This window comes from Pseudomonas sp. NFIX10, assembly GCF_900111955.1.
Taxonomy (GTDB): domain Bacteria; phylum Pseudomonadota; class Gammaproteobacteria; order Pseudomonadales; family Pseudomonadaceae; genus Aquipseudomonas; species Aquipseudomonas fluorescens_AA.
Map to the genome: position 1 here is coordinate 59075 of NZ_FOKH01000033.1, position 18375 is coordinate 77449.

Below are 18375 nucleotides of genomic sequence, written 5' to 3' on the forward strand. Positions count from 1 at the left end.
TGCTACGCAGCCCAACGGGGATAAATCCCCTCGCCACACATAAATCCTCTTGCCACAAAGGTGTTCACATCAAACAAAGCCTGGGCTAGAGCCCCTCCTCCAACACCTTGCTCAACTGCGCGCCATCGATGCTCAACGTCGCCGTGTCGAGCATGCCGTCCAGGTACGCCTTGGCGATCTGTTCCTGGCGCTGGGCACGCAGGGCCTGGGTCAGGCGTTCGCGGACTTCGTCCAGGGTCGCCTCTCGGGCCGGTTGTTGCTCGGTGAGTTTGATGACATGGAACCCTGCCGGGCTCTGCACCGGGTCCGATACCGCGCCGACCTTCAAGCGTGCCACGGCCTCGCGCACCGGCGGCACCAGTTGCTGCAACGGCTGATAACCACTGTCACCGCCGCGCTCGGCACTGGTGCGGTCCTGGGAAAAACGACTGGCCAGGGCGCCGAACTCAGCGGGTGAGGCCTGGGCTTTCTTGCTCAACTCCAGCGCTTGCCGGCGCACCGCTTCCACGGTTTGCGGCTCGCTGGCTGCCAGGAAAATCTGACTGACACGGTACAATGCCGGCGCGGTCCAGTTGGCTTTCCCGGCCTCGTAAGCCTGTTTCAACTCATCTTCACTGGGATAGCCGGCCGGCACCTGACTGACCGACTGCAAGTAATCGCGAAACACAATCTGCTCGGCCGCCGCTCGTGTCTGCCGCTCCACCTCGGGCCGCTGGCGCCAACCCTGGGCATCGGCCTGCTCCAACACGGCTTTTTCCGCCAGGCGAGCACGGATCCAGCCCTCCAGCGCAGCCCGATTACCCCGCATTTGCTGACGAACCTCGGGCGCCAGTGCGGCCAGCAAGGTCTTGAGCTCTTCGGGGCTGACCTGCTGGTTGCCCAATCGGGCCAAACTCGGCGAGTCGGCCGACACAACGCTGGCGGTCTGCACCGCGGCGACCGGATCGCTGCCCGGCCGCAGGCCCAGCACCAGCGCCACGGCGATCAGCCCCAGCGCCGCGGCGCTGATGACGAAGGTCGGCTTTTTCACGATGCGACGGCCTCCTCCAACGGCGCCTCGACGGGCTCGGCCGGGGTTTGCGCCCGCGCCGCGTTCTGGCTGTACTCACGCAGGTAGACAATGAATTCCTGCAACAGGCGATCCCACAGTTCCAGATGACTGCGCAGATGATCGGCACTCACGCCCGCCGCAACCACGACGTCCATTTCCATCACCAGGAATTCGCCTTGCAACGACAACCGGGCAAAACGTCGCGAGGCGTTCCACCGTTCTGCCAACCCGTCCGGCAATTGGCCCTGCACCCGCAAGGCACAGCTGAAGGTGAAATCCAGGTATTGGCCCGCCGTCGCCGCCGGATTGCCGAATCGCACGGCAAAGCCGATGCCCTGGCTGGCACTGAGCAGTTGCACAATGCCGTTCTGCTCGGTTTCGTTGACCCGATAACCTGCGGCCTGCAACAACTCGGTCAGGGATTTCGCACCGACGTTTTCAATCATTGAGGTCATGTTCGATTCATCCTTGTTCTGTTCAGTGAGTGATCGAGGCCTGGGGCGCATCGAAACGGTTCTTGTAGAGATCATCGCCGAACCCTTGGGCCAGCTCTTCGAAACGCACCCGGGCCTTGGCCGCGAACGGCTGGCGGATCTTCACGATGTCGGTCACATCAATGGTTTCGTAGGCATGCAGTAGCGTCTTGGCGACTTCGTACATCTGCTGATTCTTGACCGAACATTGCTGCACTTGTGTGTCACGCTCGGTCAATTGCGCCTCCAGACGCGCGCGCTCGGCCTCTTTGCCGCGAGCCAGGACCAGCAGTTCGTCGTAGGCTTTCTTGAACTTGCCCATTTGCTCGTTGCTGGCCGCCACCTGGGCCTGGGCCTGGCTTTGCAGGTTTTGCTGATGCCCGGCCAGTTGCTCATTCAGGGCCTGGGCCTTGTTCAATTGCGCGGTCAATTGCTTGATCTGCGCCTGGGCCTCCTTGGCCTGGCTCTCCGCGGCCTGCCGGGCGGCACTGGCCTGGGCCTGTTCGCTTTGCAAGGTTTGCAACTGGGCGGTGGTGCTGCGCAGTTGCGCCCGCAGGCGTTCTTCCAGGCCTTCGCCGTGGGCGCCGCCGCTCAGAAGCAGGCCCAGCACCAGTAACGCGGCCGGACATTGGTAGATGGCACGCCTTTTCATGAGACCTCCCTGCGCTTAGAAGCGCGTGTTGATTTCAAGCTGCAAGACATCGATGTCGTACGGCGCGCCGTACACCGCTTCGGAACTCAACCAACGACCGGTGGCGAAGACGTTGCTCGCCAGGCCATAGTTGCCGCCCAGGAAATAACCCTTGGCGTTGGTGCCACCCAGATGGAATGACGAATCGTTGAAGCCGTCCGGCAAGGCGTCCGGCTGGATGTACTTGTAGCCGGCGAACAGGTTCCAGTCGCCTTCGCGCTTGAGTTCCAGGGAGTTGCCAAGGGTGAACTGGAGCATCCAGGCGTTGGCGCCGCTTTCCACCTCGCCATCGCTGTCCAGGTTGTTGGCGAACTGCCCCGCGGAGCGCTTGCGCATCTCGCCTTCGTCGTAGCCCAGGTTGTGGACGTAGTGGGCCTGGCTGCGCAGTTTCAGGTCTTCAGGCAGATCGGTGTCCCACGCGAAGTTCAGGTCCAGCAGGTTGAACTCCGAGGCCAGGCCGACGTATTGCGGCTGTGGCGTGGTCGACGGGTTGAGGGGGTTGGGCGTGATGTCGCGCAGCAGGAACACGGTGTTGCCCTTCTGCATGAACGCCACCCGCGAACCGTCGCTGTCACAGCCTGGATCACCGGCCCAGGGCTGGCACGGCGAGGAACGCTGGCCTTCGATGTCGTCGAAGCGGTAATAGGCCAACGCGCCCTTGATCCGGTTGCTGTCGTTGATGGCCCAGTTGGCCCCCAGTTGCGCACCGTACAGCCACTTGTTGTCGCTCTCTTCCTTGTCGCTGCCATTGCTGGTGCTGGTGTCGTTGGTGTACTCCACCGGGAACGCGCCGACGGTGCCGAACACGCCCCAGTCCTGATTGAGCTTGTGGTTGAAATTCGCCGCCACGCCATCGAAGTTCAGGTCGCCGGAATACAACAGGTCGGTGGAGAAAAACGGGTTGGCGAAACGCCCGCCGGTCAAGGTCAACTCGTCCGAGGGCATCCAGGTCAGGTAGCCCTGGTCGAGCCAGATGTCTTTTTTGCCAAAGCCGCCGCCGAGGGTCTGGGTGGTGGACACCGGGTTGTTGTCCGAGCCGGTGCCGATGCGGATGCCCGCCGTCCATTGCGGGGCGATCACGGCCTTCATGCCCAGGCGGGCACGCAGGCGGAACAGGTTTTCCCGGTCTTCGCGGGTATTGAGCAACGGCGGCAGGCTGGAACTGCTGTTGGGGTTGACGTCGTAAGGCCCCTTGTCATTGAGCCGGGCGAAATCGACGATTTCGTTGCTGTTGGTGCCGGAGTAATAGCGCGACTCGTCCCGCAAGCGAATGTCGCCATCGAAACTGATGCGTGAGACCCAATCCGGGAAGGTGTTGGGCTGGGCCCAGTTTTCCTGCTTGGCGGTGGCCATGACTTCGGCCTTGACCTGGTCGCGGATCTGCTCACGCACAATGTTCGGCACGTATTGCACCCGCACGTCCCCCGGCGCACCGACCGGCGTTGCGGCGACTGCCGTGGCGGCTTGGCGGGCCTGCACGGCTTCCCGCTCGGCCTGGGCGATCAAGCCATCGGCCTGGTCCTGTTTCAACACGCCCTGCTGCACCAGCAGGCGGATCAGATTGATCGTGGCGTTTTCCGAAGGCGCCGCAGCGGCGGCCGCGTGGCCGGCCAGGCTCAGGGCCACCAGGCCGATCGCCCACGACAATCGATTCACATTGGAAATCATCTGCACACAACTCCTGTTGGCAAACTTTCAAATAGTCGGTTAACCCGGCCGCCGCCCCTGCAAGGACAGGCGCACGGGCAACGTCAGGGAGGCCGGTGGCCGTTCACTCAAATGGGGCGCGGCACGCAGGGCGGAAATCACTTGCTCATCCACCTGCCGGTTGCCGCTGGACTTGACCAGCTCGACCCGGGTGATTTCGCCCACGGCACTGAGCCAGACATCGGCCTGCAGCGAGAACGCCAGGCTGCGCAGGTCGGGGTTTTCCCGCAGCAAGCGCTGGAAGGTGAACGCCAGGAACTGGCTGTAGGTGCCATTGCCCAGGCGTCCGCCCCCTGCCCCGGCCATGCCGCCGCCCTTGCCGGCACCGATGTTGAACGCGTCGTTGCCGGACTGGGCATCGCCGTCCATTTGCATCGGGTTCGCCAGGTCATCCACCGGCGACGGCGGCGCCTCTTCCTCGGGCTTGACCTCTTCGGGTTCCGGGGTCGGCTCTGGCTCGACCACTTTCTCCTCGACCTGGGGTTCCGGCTCCTTGGGCTTCTCCGGCGGAGGTGGGGGCGGAGGCGGCAGCGGGATGATGGTCGGCACCTTCGGGGCTTCGCGGCGCACGCCACTCATGTCATTGGCCCACTGCCACAGCAGCCAGGCCGCGACGGCGCCCAGCAGCAGGCCGGCGGCCCACTTGAGCAGGCGCAGCGGCGAAGTCTTCACCGGGGGCGGATCGATGGGAAGTCTGGCGGTCATGATCAGCCCTGGCTCGGTTTGCCGGTCACGAGACCGACCTGGGACAGTTCCAGGCGCCGCAACAGATCCAGCACTTCAATGACTTTCTGGTACTGCACCGTCGCGTCGCCACGCACGATCACCGGGAAGTCCGGGCTCTGCGCCTTTTCGATGCGCAGGCGCTCTTCCAGCTCGGCCAGGGTCACCGGGTAGGCATCGAGGAACACCTGCCCGCCATCGTTCACCGAAATCGCCTTGGTCTTGGCCTCGGACAACGACACCGAGGCACTGGCCTTGGGCAGGTTGATCTGGATACCTGACACCTGGGCCGTGGCCGTGAGGATGAACATCACCAGCACCACCATGAGCACATCCACCAGCGGCGTGATGTTGATGCTGTCGACCGCTGCATCATCGTCGTCATCGTGTGAAGCGTTTACGCTAGCCATGGCGACTCCCTCAGGCCGGTACGGACGATTGGACGTGATGACCGCGACGATGCGCCGCTTCACCGGACTGGCCTTCGCCGTGCATCTCCGCCAGGCGCGTGATGAACTCGTCGACAAAGACCCGCATGTCGGCGCTGACTTCCTTGTTACGGGTGATCAGGCGGTTGTAGCCAAACAACGCCGGGATCGCGACAAACAGCCCCATGGCCGTGGCGAGCAATGCCGCGGCCATGCCCGGGGCGATAGCGTTGATGTTCACGTCGCCGGCCATGGCCGTGCCGAGGAACACCACCATGATCCCCAGCACAGTGCCGAGCAGGCCGATGTACGGCCCGCCGGCGATGGCGTTGGACAGGGTCGAGAGCTTCGAACTCAGCGCCTGGTTCTCGCGGGTGCGCACGCCATCCATCGAGCACCGGATCGCTTCGATGGTGGCCGCTGACACCGACGAGGTGTCCGCGCCCTGCTCACGGCGGGTGCGGATTTCCTTGACGGCCACCAAGTACAAGCGCCACAGCGATGAATGTTGCAGGCGCTGGGCGAGGTCCTGGTCGTCGGCGAACATTTCCAGACGCGTGCCGATCTTGGCGAACTGCTCGCGGAAGGCTTCGTTGGCGGCACGGAGGCGGCTGACCATGCGGTTCTTGCGGATCATGATGATCCACGACTGGAACATCATCAGCACCAGCACCCCGATGATCACCCAAGCGTCGAGCGGCACGGCGTTGAGCAGGAACCCCAGGCTGCCGAAACCGAAGCCGGACTGCTCTTCATCGACGCCGTAGGCCACCAGTTTCGATTCGGCGCCCTGGGCATTGGCGTCGGCCAACAGCAACGGCGCCGGGCGAGCCACCTTGGACAGGCGCGCTTCGTCCATGGCGCCGCTGAAAGGCGCGAAGGCTCCGGCGGAGACATCGGCACCCAGGGCGATCGGCGAATTGAATGCCGGCATCGCCACCGCCAGGCTCGCGGTCTCACGCCCGTTGACGTACAGCACGACCCGGTCGCCCGAGGCGGTCAACGCCAGGTGCTGCCACTGACCGGGGTTAAGCGGCTGGGTCGAGACCGCGCGCTGGTCATTGATCGCTACGAACGGCACACCCTGATTGACCCCAACCAACAGGCTGGTGGCGGCTTCGCGACGGGCCAGGAGCACTTGTTCGCCACTGGCCTGGTCCTGGCGCAGCCAGGTGCTGAAGGTGAACGCCGCGCCGGCACTGTGTTGCAACGACGCACTGGCCGGCAACAACAACGGCTGGCCGTTGAACTGCAAGGCCCGTCCGATCACGCCGTCGATGCTCACACCGGTCGCGCCCTGGGCATTGTTGCCGTAGGCCGTGGTGTCCCGGGGCGGTACGCCGGTGGCGCCGTCGAAGTGGTACAGCGCGGTGTAGTCCGGGTCGAAGGTCAACTGGCCGCTGCTCGTGGCCGGCGCCTTCTGGTTGCCGTAATACATCCACACGTCCTGGCGCTGACCGCCCTCCACGCTCGGCACGTCGACCCAGATCAGCGCCATGCCCATCAGCGGGTCGAAGCTTTCGATCTGGTGATTGAGCACGGTCTTGTCGTCGGCACTGACGAAACGCAAGTCCGAGCCGTCGTCCTTGACCCCGTCGAAGGTGAAGTTGCCGGTGTGCAAGCGCACCAGCAACGCGGTGCGGCCCAAGGCCTGGGCGATGGCGGCGCCCTGGGGCGTGGTGTCCACCGAAATCTGTTTGCGATAGTGCCAGTCGTCCTGCCACCAGGCGTTGGCGGTCGCCGGAAGCACCAGCCCCAGGCAGATAAACAGGGATAACAATAAGCGTTGCATGGACATGACTCCTGGGTTCAAAACGTCGCTTGCAGGTTGAAGTGCAGGCGCGATTCCTGTTTCGAGGTGTTCGGCCCTTCGAGCAGCGGATAGCCCCAGTCGAGGCTGCCGGACAGCCATTTGCTCAGGCTCGCGCGGGTGCCGAGGCCGACGCTGGCGAGGCTGTAGTCGGCGTCCTGGTCGGGCAGTTCGTCACGCAGATACAGCTGCGCGCCTTCGGCGAAGGCATAGAAGCGCCACTCCTGGACATAACTGCCGAGGAACTTGGCCAGGGATGGGGTACGCAGTTCCTGGGACAGCAGGTAGCCGTCGTCGCCGGTGCGCTCGGCAGCCAGGTAGCCGCGCACCGAGGTGGCACCACCGGCGGAGAATTGCTCGTTGGAAACCAACGGCCCGGAGGCCAGTTGGAAGGCGGCCTTGGAGGCGGTCTGCCAGTCGTTGCCGAAGGTGAAAGTGTAATTGCCGTCGCCCTTGAGCACCGCGAAGCTGGGGCTGGCGCGATAGCGCTTGTAGTCGAACTCTTCGTCGGAGCTGCCGTAGCCCAGCAGGCTCCGGGTACCCGCCACCAGGCTCAGGCCGAGGCCCAACTGGCTGTTCTCGGTGTAGCGGAAACCGTTATAGGCGAAGGTGAACGGCGCGTACTTGAGTGGCGCCTTGTCACTGGCACCACCCAGGTTCAGCTCTTCCTCGAAGTCCTTGAAATCCACCCCGACCGAAAAGCTGTTGGCCCACGCCCCCATGGACGGCAGGCTGTAGATCGCCGACACCCCGTAGGAATGCCCTTTGCCCAACACGTTACTGCCGCCGACGGTCGCCACGTTGCTGTCGGATTGGTACCCCGAGAACTGCACACTCCAGCGTTCGCTCAGCGGCGCGGTGTAGGAACCCGACCAGACCTTGGCGTTTTCGGTGTCCTGGGGCGCGGTGAAGAAGGTCAGCGAAACGCTGTGCCCCAGTTGCCAAAGGTTGTTGTAGCCCAGGCTGGCGACCGTGCGCAGCTTTTCGGTGTCGGCACTGTAGTCGTTGTTCAGCCCCAGGCTGGCTTGCCAGGGGTCCTGGTCCTGGACTTGCAAATCCACGTCCATGGTCCCGGGGCGCTGGCCTTCGCGCACCAGCGGCATGACCTGGCGTCCCGGGGTCTTGTTCAACTGCGCCAGCTCTGCCTGGACCCGGGCGAAATCGGGTACCTCGTCTTCCTTCAGCGCCGGCACGTCTTCACGGATTTCAACGGGCGAATAATGCTTGGCCCCGACCACGCGCACCCGACCGATCTTGGTCTCGCTGACTTGCAGGTAGACGATGCCGTCTTCGACTTTCTGCTCTGGCAGCTCGACGAATACCGATTGATAACCGCGGGCCTGATAGGCTTTTTGCAGGGCTTCCCGGGCGCCCTCGATGTCGCTCAAGGCCTTTTGCGGCCCCAGGAACGGGTACACCGCTTCCTCGATGGCCCGGGCATCGAGCACGGTGTTGCCGCGCACGAAGTACTCGTTCACGTCCACCAGGCGCGTCGGCACCGCTTCGGCCGCCTGCCCGCCTTCGGCGGCAAAGGCCGACGGCCCCCCGACCGCCAGCAGCAGCCAGCCCCACAGCGCCGGCCGCGATTTGAAGAAATGCTCCACACCACCCCCTGAATTCAAAGTACGGCTCAATTGCTTATGGTCGATGTCGTGGCATGCCGGGCCAGCCAGGTGTGCAGAAGCGCGAAGTTCAAGGAGAACTCCGGCATTTGCAGCAAGGCGCCACAGAACACTTCACCGATGATTTTCTCGATGAGCCGCACCGCCCGCGCATCGCCCAGCAGTGTGGCGAGGTCTTTACTCAGGACGTTGAAGCTCCAGACCTTCTGGTTCAGGTCCAGGCCGACGAACCAGCGGAACAGCAGGTTGTAATTGAGTTGTTCGTAGAGTTGCTGCTCGCTGGGCACCGAATAGAGCAGTTGCAGCAGGAGGATGTGCATGGCGGTTTGCGGTGCGATCAGCATCTGGGCACCGGCGTTGAGGCCCTGCAGCACGTCGCGATGGTCATCCAGCAGGTCATCGATCTGCGGACGCAGCAAGACCAGTGAATGACCTTGTGGAATGTAGCTGGACACTTCCTTGAGCGCGCCCTGCCAGTCATCCTGGGAAACGATCCAGACCCACGGCGCGCCGTAGCGATACACCGAGACCGGCTGCTTGCGCGCCGCCTCGACGATCTTCGACAGCCGCTGGTCAAGCTCCTGCATGCCCACTTTCGAATAACGTTCCATAGTCCCCATCGCCTCACTCCCGGCTTCGCGCCCCGGCTCCAAACGACCTGAAAGGTCCCCTCGAACACGTCACACAGGCATGACGGGAATGGCGATGTGCTACCGAACTTTTGTCATGAAAGCTTCATTTTGGAGGGTAAGAAGGGAGTGAGCTTTTTGTGTGCGAGCTTGCTCGCGATGGCGGTGGGTCTGTTGGCGGGGATGCCAGCTGGGCAGCCGTCATCGCGAGCAAGCTCGGCTCCCACAGGGGTTCTCGGGTGGACACAGGGTTTGTGTCCCCCCCATTCCAGTGTGGGAGCGAGCTTGCTCGCGATAGCGGTGGGTCTGTTGGCGGTGATGTCGAACGGGCAGCCGTCATCGCGAGCAAGCTCGGCTCCCACAGAGGTTCTCGGGTGGAGACAGGGTGTGTGTCCCCCCCATTCCAGTGTGGGAGCTCGGTATTGGCGAGGAGGCCTGTGCCTTTATTGGTGTTGCACCTGCACCATTGAACTCACCTGCACCCGCGCCTGCATCTGTTCCGCCCCACCACCCCGGCGCATGCCGCGTACCGGACAGGCGTCGAGGTAGTCCAGGCCGATCGCCAGTTTCAGGTGGCGATCGGGAAGGGTCAGGCGGTTGGTCACGTCGAAGCTGTACCAGCCATCGTCCAGCCAGGCTTCGGCCCAGGCGTGGCTTGCCAGATGGCTTTCATCTTCGGTGCACAGATAGCCGGAAACATAGCGCGCTGGAATACCCAGGCTGCGCGCGCAGGCCAGGAAGGCGTGGGTATGGTCCTGGCAAACCCCCGTTCCACCGGCAAACGCCTCGGCGGCGGTGCTGTTGACCGCTGTTGTGCCGGGGCTGTAGGGCATCCGCGCCGCCAGGCCGTTCATCAAGTCGGTCAAGGCCGAACGATCACGCCGGCCGGCGCATTGTTCGACGGCGAAGGCGCTGAGGGTCTCATCCGCCTGGGTGAGGCGGCTGGTGCGCAGAAACGGCAGCGGTGACTGAGAATCCGGTTCCATCGCGATGGACTGATGGATTTCCACCTCACCATACGCCGTCAGCACCAAGGCACCGTGGGGCTCGTCCATGGTCATCACGTGGAGAATGTTGCCATAGGGGTCAATCTGGCTGCGCACCAGTCGCGGCAGTTCCAGATGCCACTCCAGGATGCGCTGGCGCTGAGTGTCCCGAGGCGTCAGGCGCAGGAACTGGATGCTGGTGCAGACTTCATCGGCGTAGCTGTAAGTCGTGTCGTGGCGTATGGACAGTTTCATACGACCTCCAGGTAAGACTCATGGACGGTCTGGCCCAAGTGGCGGATCTGACCAATCAGGTCGGTCAGCCATTGATGCAGGCCCGACGCCAGGATTTCGTCGATCCCGGAATAGCGCAGGCGCGCATTCAGCTCGGCGGCCAAGCGTTGTGCCGGCCGGCCATTGTTGCCCGGCAAGCTGGCAAGGATATGGTCCAGCTCCTCGATACAGGCATGCAGCGAGCGTGGGACGTCGGCCCGCAACAGCAACATCTCGGACACTTGCTCGGCATTGGGCGCGTTGCGGTAGATCTCGTTGAACGCCTCGAACGAAGACAACGCGCGCAACAACGCACTCCACTGGTAATAGCCACGGGCCGAGTTGTCGCTGACCTCCTCCGATTCCTCGCCGAACATTTCATAGCGAGCATCCAGCAGGCGCAGGGTGTTGTCGGCCCGTTCGATGAAGGTCCCCAGGCGGATGAAACAATAGGCATCGTTGCGCATGATGGTGCCCGATGTCGCGCCACGGAACAGGTGCGAACGCTCCTTGACCCACTCGCAGAAATGGCTGATGCCGTAGCGCCCCAGGCCATTGCTGGCGATGTTGCGCATTTCCAGCCAGGTGGCGTTGATGTTTTCCCACATGTCGGCGGTGATGCGCCCGCGCACGGCATGGGCATTGGTCCGCGCGGCTCGCAGGCAGCTATAGATACTGCCGGGGTTGGTTTCGTCCAGGGCGAAGAAATGCAGCATGCGCTCGGTGTTGAGGGCGTCATAACGGTCGTTGTAGTCGTCCAGCGTACCGGCCGCCAGCAGCGACATCGCCAGCTCGGCATGGCCATCGCTGCGTCCGGCCTGGGGCATCAGCGACAGCGAATAACTGACTTCGAGCATGCGCGCCAGGTTCTCGGCGCGCTCCAGGTAGCGGGACATCCAATAGAGGTCCGAAGCAGTTCTTGAAAGCATGTCTTAGTCCTCTACTACCCAAGTGTCTTTGGTGCCGCCGCCCTGGGACGAGTTCACCACCAGCGAGCCTTCGCGCAGCGCCACGCGGGTCAGCCCGCCGGGCACCAGGCGCGTTTCCTTGCCCGACAGCACGAACGGACGCAGGTCGATGTGGCGCGGCGCGATACCGCTTTCGACAAAGGTCGGGCACGTGGACAGGCTCAAGGTCGGCTGGGCGATATAGGCTTCGGGACGGGCCTTGAGGCGTGCGCGGAAATCTTCGATCTCCGCCGCGCTGGCGGCCGGCCCCACCAGCATGCCGTAGCCGCCGGAGCCCTGGGTTTCCTTGACCACCAGATCCGGCAGGTTGGCCAACACATGGGACAGGTCCTGGGGCTTGCGACACTGCCAGGTGGGCACGTTCTTCAGGATCGGTTCTTCGGTGAGGTAGAAGCGGATCATTTCGTCGACGTAAGGGTAGATCGACTTGTCGTCGGCCACGCCTGTGCCGACCGCGTTCGCCAGCACCACGTTGCCCGCACGGTAAACAGCAATCAGCCCGGGCACGCCCAGCATCGAATCGGGATTGAACGACAGCGGGTCGAGGTAGGCATCGTCAAGGCGACGATAAATCACGTCCACCTGTCGAGGGCCGGCGGTGGTGCGCATGTACACGTGGTCGTCCCGCACGAACAGATCGGCCCCCTCCACCAGTTCCACGCCCATTTCACGGGCCAGGAAGGCGTGTTCGAAATAGGCACTGTTGAAGCGTCCCGGCGTCAGCACCACGGCAGTGGGGTTTTCCAGGGGGCTTGAGCTCTTGAGGGTGTCGAGCAGCAGGTTCGGGTAATGATCGATGGGGGCCACGCGCTGGGCGGCGAAGAGCTCGGGGAACAGGCGCATCATCATCTTGCGGTCTTCGAGCATGTAGCTCACGCCGCTGGGCGTGCGCAGGTTGTCTTCCAGCACGTAGTAGCTGCCGTCACCGTCGCGAACCAGGTCGACACCGGCGATATGGGCGTAGATGCCCCGGTGCAGGTTCAGGCCCTGCATCGCGATCTGGTAGCCCTCGTTGGCCAGGACCTGCTCGGGCGGGATGATCCCCTCCTTGAGGATGTGCTGCCCATGGTAGATGTCGGCCAGGAACATGTTCAGGGCCTGGACCCGCTGGATGCAGCCACGCTCGACCATCTGCCATTCGCTGGCCTTGATGCTGCGGGGAATGATATCGAAGGGGATCAGGCGCTCGGTGCCCTGCTCGTCCCCGTAGAGGGTGAAGGTGATGCCGGCCCGATGGAACAGCAGGTCGGCTTCGCGGCGGCGTTGCTCGAGCAGTTCAAGCGGGGTGTCCGCCAGCCAGCGCGAGAAGGCTTGGTAATGCGGGCGGCAGTCACCCTTTGCGTCATACATTTCATTAAAAAAAGCGTGGGGCATAGCCAACTCCCAGCCGCGTTCTACACGGCATTTCTTATCACTTCGTCATTCCGACGGTTCGGCCTTGCCTTGCTTTAAACCCTGCTTGATTGCGTGCGGTCCTGGGATTGCCCTCTGTTGCTCTTCATGGATGGTGTGTCCTGGCCTGAAAGGCCGGGTTTTCAATACTTAGCAAAGGGTGTGCCTAAGCGTGACGGTGGCACGTACTAATAGAAGAAGCATTGCAAAACCGCAAAAAGGCGAAATTATTTTTCGATCCAGCGACATGAATGACCCTAAATGCTGGCGCCCTTTGTCTCGAGCGCTAACTTGAGCCGCCCTTGAGCAGGTGAAATGGGACAACGGCGCCCCACAACAGGGAAGTTTTTACTCATTCGTCCACGGTTGATCCTTCAGGCGCCGCGAACAACCCCAGGTGGCGCGAACCTCAACGCACTGCAACGTTGCAGGAACATGACCGGATTCATACCCTCGCCCCACCTTGAAGCAGCCAGACCGTCCACCTCCGCTCATCCATGACCGGGCAGCGATCGAACCATTGGCGATTTCCAAGGGCCTACTTCCTCGTGACCTGTCGCGGGTTACCCGAAACAATCAGATGCCTGTGCACGGAGCGTAGACCACTTCCTTCAAGTCGCGGGCAGGTTGCCTCTGGCTGCCGCACAAAAAAATGCCCGGGACGCAGGTCCCGGGCATTTTTGTGTTTCAGTGCAGCAGAATCAGAACGTCACGCTGGCGCTCAGCTTGGCGGTACGCGGCTCGCCGACAGCGACCTGCAACTGGCTGCCCGTGGAAGACGGGTAGTACTGCTTGTCGAACAGGTTGTCGACGTTCAATTGCAACGAGGTCTTGTGCCCCATCACCGGTGCTTCCCAGCGCAAGAAGGCGTCGGCGACGGTGTAGCTGCTCAGCCAGAAATCGTTGGCGTTGTTGGCGGCGCGTTCGCCGACATAGCGAGCGCCGGCACCGGCGTGCCAGGCGCCGAATTCGGCCGGCACGTTCAGGTGGTGGGTCAGGTAGAGGCTGGCGGTGTGTTTCGGCGCATCGGCCAAGCGATGACCTTCGTCATCCGGGTCGTCGAGGATTTCCGTGTGAGTGTAGGCGTAGGTACCGATCAGGTCCCAGCGGTCGGCCAGACGCCCGGTAATATCCAGCTCCAGGCCTTGGGAGCCGACTTTGCCGGCGGCTTCCGAGAGGGTCACGCCATTGACCGTGGAGGATGTCACGACGTTTTTCTTCACGATGTCGAACAGTGCCAGGTTGATGTTCAAGCCTGGCAGAGGATCGTACTTGGCGCCCACCTCATAGCTGCGGCCTTCTTCCGGATCGAAGGTATTGCCAGCGTCGTCCACGGTATCGTTCGGCTTGAACGAGCGACTGTAGTTACCGTACAGCGACAGCGCGTCGGTGGCCTTGTAGACCAGACCCAGGAATGGCACGAAAGCATCGCCGTTGTCGTCGCGGTTCACCACATACCGGCTGCCCAGACCCTGGTCGCTATATTGGTCATAATGCTGGTAACGGCCACCCAAGACTACAATCCAACGATCATCGAGATGCCAGTTATCCTTGAGATAAACCGAACTCGAATTCAACTGATTACGCAGATCACTTTGGGCGGCGCTGACCAGGCTGGGCTCAGGCAGGTTGCCATAGACGGGGGCAGTGATATCGAAACCGCCTCGCGCGGTGTTGCGATAGGTCTTGCCACGAAACTGATCGGACACTTGATTATCGACGCCAACCAACAGGTCATGGCGCTGGCCGAACAGCTCTTGTTTGCCGATGAAGTCCCAGCTCGCGTAACGGGTCTCATCATCGTAATGGGCGCCGTTGGCTGCCCGGCGTAATGCAGTGCCAGTCAATGCGTTGGGCTGAGCGATCGAAAGACTGTACCGGTCATTGTTCCAGCCATAGGTAATCCGCGTTTTCCACGCGTCGCTCAACTCATACTCGAACCGAGCCGTCGCCGTTTCGCGAATACCGACACTCTTGGCCCAAGGCTCATCGAGGCGCTTGTCGTAGTCGATATCCGCCGGATGCCCGTTGGTGAACACCGTACCCCGGTCAAACGGATTGGAGTATTCGTTGTACTCATAACTCAGGTTCAACGAGGCCCGCTCACCCGTCCAAGCCAGGGACGGCGCCACCAGCGTGCTCTCATTGACGCCGTAGTTGCGCCAGTAGTCCTCGTGGCCGCGCTCGGCAATCAGGCGATAGGCCAGGCCGGTATCGCCCAGCGGCCCGGTGGTGTCCAGGCCCATGGTGCCACCGCCTTCGCTGTAGGCCGAGCCGCTCAGCGTGGTGCTTTGGGTGTATTCCGGTTTCTTGCTGATGACGTTGATCAGGCCGCCGGGCTCCAGCGCGCCGTACAGCATCGAGGCCGGGCCCTTGAGCACTTCGACGCGGTCGGTGGTGGCGCTGAAGTTGTGGCCCAGGTTCGAACGCACGCCGTCGCGCAGGATCGAGCCGTCGTCGTTGGTGCCGAACCCGCGCTTGACCAACGAGTCCCGCGAGCCGCCCAGGGTATTGCCCTGGCTGACGCCGCTGACGAACTTCATCGCATCATCCAACGAACGCACCTGGTAATCCGACAAGGTCTGCTGGGTCACCACGTTGATCGACTGCGCCTCTTCCTTGATCGGTACATCGCTCTTGCTCGCCGTGCTGGCTTGCGACGCCGTATAGCCCTCGTCCTGAGTGACACGACTGCCCTGGATATCCGTGGCCGGCAGTTCAACAGCGTCCTGTGCCCACAACGGGCTTGCAATGAAGCAGCAGGACAGGGTTGGCAACACACACTTGATGAAGACGTTGCGATTTGCGAGGGAGGTGGGACGATTCAAGACGCGCACTCATGGAAGGGACGTTAATGAGAGCAAATATACTTTGAGAATCATTCCCAGTAAATATCTTGTATCAAATGATGATCGCCTCGAACCTCTGTGCAAGTTCGCTCCCACAACGTGATATCAAATCGCCCCACCGCCCTAAAGCTTTGGCCCTCGCGGTCGAATGTATTCCATTAAGAGATTTTTTTGCCCAGGAGCAGCGGCATGCAGACGTTAAAGGACTTGTACGCGTCTATCGAAATGCAGTTTTTCGATACCCTCACCAAAAAGCTGTCGAGTCTTTTCCTGTTGGTGCTGGTCAGTGGCTTGCTTTATTGGGTGGCCGTCAGCGCCCGCGCCGAGGTCCTGCTGTTGTTGCGCAACGCGCAGCTGGACGGTGCCTTGCTGGGGCAGATCGAAGGCCGGCTCGACAGTCTTACCCACGCCCTGCTCTTCGGCGCGGTCCTGACGCTGGGCATGATCAGTTTCATGGTCTGGTATTTCCGCCACCTCATCGTGCGCCCCGTCACCGCCATGACCAAGGCCCTGGAAGAAATCGCCAACGGCGAAGGCGACCTGTCCAAGGACCTGCCGCTGGTGACCCACGACGAGATCCGCGTGCTGGCCAGCACCTGCAACCGATTCCTGGCCAAGCAGCGGGAGATCATCAGCAATGTCCAGGCGCTGACTGTGCACATCGCCGTCGAGTCGGCCCGCTCGCTGAAGAACATCAGCGACTCCAGCGACAGCGCCACCCACCAGGCCCGCTTCGCCAAGGAAGTGATGGACCAGAGCAACACCGCCGTGGGCCGCATCGAAGAAGTCTCGCGCCAGACCCAGGGCATCTCCAGCACCACCGCCCAGAACCTGAGCATGGCCCGCGACTCCTACGCCGAGCTACTGGAAGTGACCGGCAACATCAGTGAGATTTCCAGCAGCCTCAGTGAGTTTGCCACCCTGGTGAGCGCCTTGAACCAGCGTTCCTCGAGCATCAAGTCGATTGTCGGGTTGATCCAGCAGATCTCTGCCCAGACCAACCTGCTGGCCCTCAATGCCGCCATCGAAGCCGCCCGGGCCGGCGAAAGTGGCCGTGGCTTCGCGGTGGTGGCCGATGAAGTGCGCACCTTGGCACAGAATGTCAGCCGGGCCACCGACGATATCTCGCGCAACATCGACGCCATGCTCGAGGAGGTCAGCTCCACCCACGAGCAGACCACGCAGATCAGCCACAGCGCCCGGGAAACCCAGAAAGTGGTGGAACGCGCCTCCGGCCATTTCGAAAGCATGATCGTCGATTTCGAATCCACCAACGGCAAGCTGGCGGACATCGCGACCCACATCCAGCAGTTCGCCGACAGCAACACCGGGATCAACGACCGGGTGACCCAGATTCATGCCGACAGCCAGTTGATCGACCAGCGCATGCAGCATTCGGCAACGGCCACCCGCGACCTGTCCGGCGTGGCCGAAAAGGTCCAGGCGTTGCTGGGTCGTTTCGTGCTCGGCCACGGCAAGCTGGATGCCGCCATTACCCGCGCCAGCGAATGCCGCGACACGCTCCAGGTCCGCCTGGAGGCGCTGCAACGCGAAGGCCTGAACTTGTTCGATCAGAATTACCAGCTGATTCCCGGTACCGATCCCAAGCAGTACATGGCCAGCTACACCGAACGCTTTGCCCAGGTGTGCCAGGAAGAATGCGACAAACTCACCCGCAGCACGCCGGGTGGCAAGGTTTCGTTCATTGTCGACAGCAAGGGCTACTGCCCGGTGAACAACAGCTGGGTCTCCAAGCCGCCCACCGGCGACCGGTCGGTGGATTTGCCGGTGTGCCGCAACAAGCGAGTCTTCAACGACCCGGTCGGCCTGCGCGCGGCAGGCAACGTTCAGCGCTTCCTGCTGCAGACCTACCTGCGCGATACCGGGGAAATCATGACCGAGATCGACGTACCGTTCTTCTTCGGCGGCCGCCATTGGGGCAATTTGCGGGTGGGCTTCGATGCGGCGGTGTTGTTGGCGAAGTGAGGGTGCGCTCAAAAAGGGATGTATGCACGTCTTGAGACTCCCCCGAAAACAACTGTGGGAGCGAGCTTGCTCGCGATGGCGATGTGTCAGTCAACATCAATGCTGCTGATCCACCGCCATCGCGAGCAAGCTCGCTCCCACAAGGGGATCTGTGGTGTATGCAAATCCTGAGGCCACTCCACAAAGGGATCTGGGGTGTATGCACATCCTGAGGCCACCCCACAAAGGGATCTGGGGTGCATGCACATCTTGAGGCCACCCCACAAAGGGATCTGGGGTGCATGCACATCTTGAGGCCACCCCACAAAGGGATCTGGGGTGTATGTACATCCTGAGACCACCCCACAAAGGGATCTGGGGTGTATGTACATCCTGAGACCACCCCAAAACAACTGTGGGAGCGAGCTTGCTCGCGATGGCGTCGGATCAGTCGACATCATCGTCAACTGACACTCCGCCATCGCGAGCAAGCCCGCTCCCACAAGGGTTACATCATCCGCTGGGCATCAGCGGTTCAACAGCACTTGGGCCCACCCTTGCCGCCGTAACGGGCCTCCTGGCGTTCGCGGAAGAACGCCTCGTAGTCCATCATCGGTTTGTCCGGGTGCTTGGTTTGCATGTGCTCGACGTAGTTGTCGTAGTCGGGCATGCCGACCATCAGGCGGGCGGCCTGACCGAGGTATTTACCCAGGCGACTCAAGTCATTGAACATCGTTGCAATCCTCTATCAAGCGTCCGGCAGGGCCTGGAATGGCGCTTCCTTGTCCGTGCGTTCCTTGGTGCCCCA

15 protein-coding genes are annotated in these 18375 nt (G+C 62.2%); 1 reads left to right on the forward strand and 14 read right to left on the reverse strand.

Annotated elements, in window-relative coordinates:
• Positions 1-85: 85 nt before the first annotated feature.
• From BM321_RS24335 to BM321_RS24395, 13 genes are all read right to left on the reverse strand, one after another.
• Positions 86-1030: a peptidylprolyl isomerase gene (locus tag BM321_RS24335; RefSeq protein WP_092445281.1), complete on the reverse strand. Its 945-nt coding sequence runs from the start codon at positions 1028-1030 to the stop codon at positions 86-88.
• Positions 1027-1506, reverse strand: coding sequence for a YbjN domain-containing protein (locus BM321_RS24340; RefSeq protein WP_092445283.1), 480 nt, complete (start codon positions 1504-1506; stop codon positions 1027-1029). Before BM321_RS24340 ends, BM321_RS24335 begins: the two co-directional genes overlap by 4 nt.
• Before the next feature lie 22 nt (positions 1507-1528).
• Positions 1529-2176 (reverse strand): DNA repair protein, encoded by a 648-nt coding sequence (locus tag BM321_RS24345; protein ID WP_092445286.1) that lies wholly within the window; start codon positions 2174-2176, stop codon positions 1529-1531.
• A 15-nt stretch (positions 2177-2191) separates the two neighbouring features.
• The gene (locus tag BM321_RS24350; protein ID WP_092445288.1) at positions 2192-3883 is read right to left on the reverse strand and encodes a putative porin; all 1692 of its coding nucleotides are present in this window, start codon (positions 3881-3883) and stop codon (positions 2192-2194) included.
• A gap of 39 nt (positions 3884-3922) precedes the next feature.
• Positions 3923-4627 (reverse strand): energy transducer TonB family protein, encoded by a 705-nt coding sequence (locus BM321_RS24355; protein WP_092330347.1) that lies wholly within the window; start codon positions 4625-4627, stop codon positions 3923-3925.
• A 2-nt stretch (positions 4628-4629) separates the two neighbouring features.
• Positions 4630-5055 carry an ExbD/TolR family protein gene (locus BM321_RS24360; protein ID WP_003201710.1) on the reverse strand — a complete coding sequence of 142 codons (426 nt, stop codon included), beginning with the start codon at positions 5053-5055 and terminating at the stop codon, positions 4630-4632.
• 10 nt (positions 5056-5065) lie between these two features.
• A complete protein-coding gene (locus BM321_RS24365) occupies positions 5066-6865 on the reverse strand; it encodes a DUF2341 domain-containing protein (RefSeq protein WP_092445290.1) in 1800 nt (599 codons plus the stop codon).
• Positions 6866-6882: 17 nt separating this feature from the next.
• On the reverse strand, positions 6883-8445 hold the full coding sequence (locus tag BM321_RS24370; RefSeq protein WP_371856649.1) for a ShlB/FhaC/HecB family hemolysin secretion/activation protein: 1563 nt from the start codon (positions 8443-8445) through the stop codon (positions 6883-6885).
• 68 nt (positions 8446-8513) lie between these two features.
• The gene (locus tag BM321_RS31395; protein ID WP_092330354.1) at positions 8514-9116 is read right to left on the reverse strand and encodes a transposase; all 603 of its coding nucleotides are present in this window, start codon (positions 9114-9116) and stop codon (positions 8514-8516) included.
• A gap of 461 nt (positions 9117-9577) precedes the next feature.
• Positions 9578-10375 carry a transglutaminase family protein gene (locus BM321_RS24380; RefSeq protein ID WP_072405718.1) on the reverse strand — a complete coding sequence of 266 codons (798 nt, stop codon included), beginning with the start codon at positions 10373-10375 and terminating at the stop codon, positions 9578-9580.
• Complete coding sequence (locus tag BM321_RS24385; protein WP_092330357.1) at positions 10372-11322, reverse strand: alpha-E domain-containing protein; 951 nt, start codon at positions 11320-11322, stop codon at positions 10372-10374. Before BM321_RS24385 ends, BM321_RS24380 begins: the two co-directional genes overlap by 4 nt.
• A gap of 3 nt (positions 11323-11325) precedes the next feature.
• Positions 11326-12735, reverse strand: a complete 1410-nt coding sequence (locus BM321_RS24390) for a circularly permuted type 2 ATP-grasp protein (protein WP_003201697.1) — start codon at positions 12733-12735, stop codon at positions 11326-11328.
• Positions 12736-13454: 719 nt separating this feature from the next.
• A complete protein-coding gene (locus tag BM321_RS24395; RefSeq protein ID WP_092445295.1) occupies positions 13455-15581 on the reverse strand; it encodes a TonB-dependent siderophore receptor in 2127 nt (708 codons plus the stop codon).
• Between the two features lie 210 nt (positions 15582-15791).
• On the opposite strand from BM321_RS24395, the gene BM321_RS24400 reads away from it, so the two are divergent.
• On the forward strand, positions 15792-17588 hold the full coding sequence (locus BM321_RS24400) for a methyl-accepting chemotaxis protein (protein ID WP_092445297.1): 1797 nt from the start codon (positions 15792-15794) through the stop codon (positions 17586-17588).
• A 514-nt stretch (positions 17589-18102) separates the two neighbouring features.
• On the opposite strand, the gene BM321_RS24405 is transcribed toward BM321_RS24400, so the two are convergent.
• Positions 18103-18300, reverse strand: a complete 198-nt coding sequence (locus BM321_RS24405) for a YbdD/YjiX family protein (RefSeq protein WP_003182142.1) — start codon at positions 18298-18300, stop codon at positions 18103-18105.
• Positions 18301-18375 lie beyond the last annotated feature (75 nt).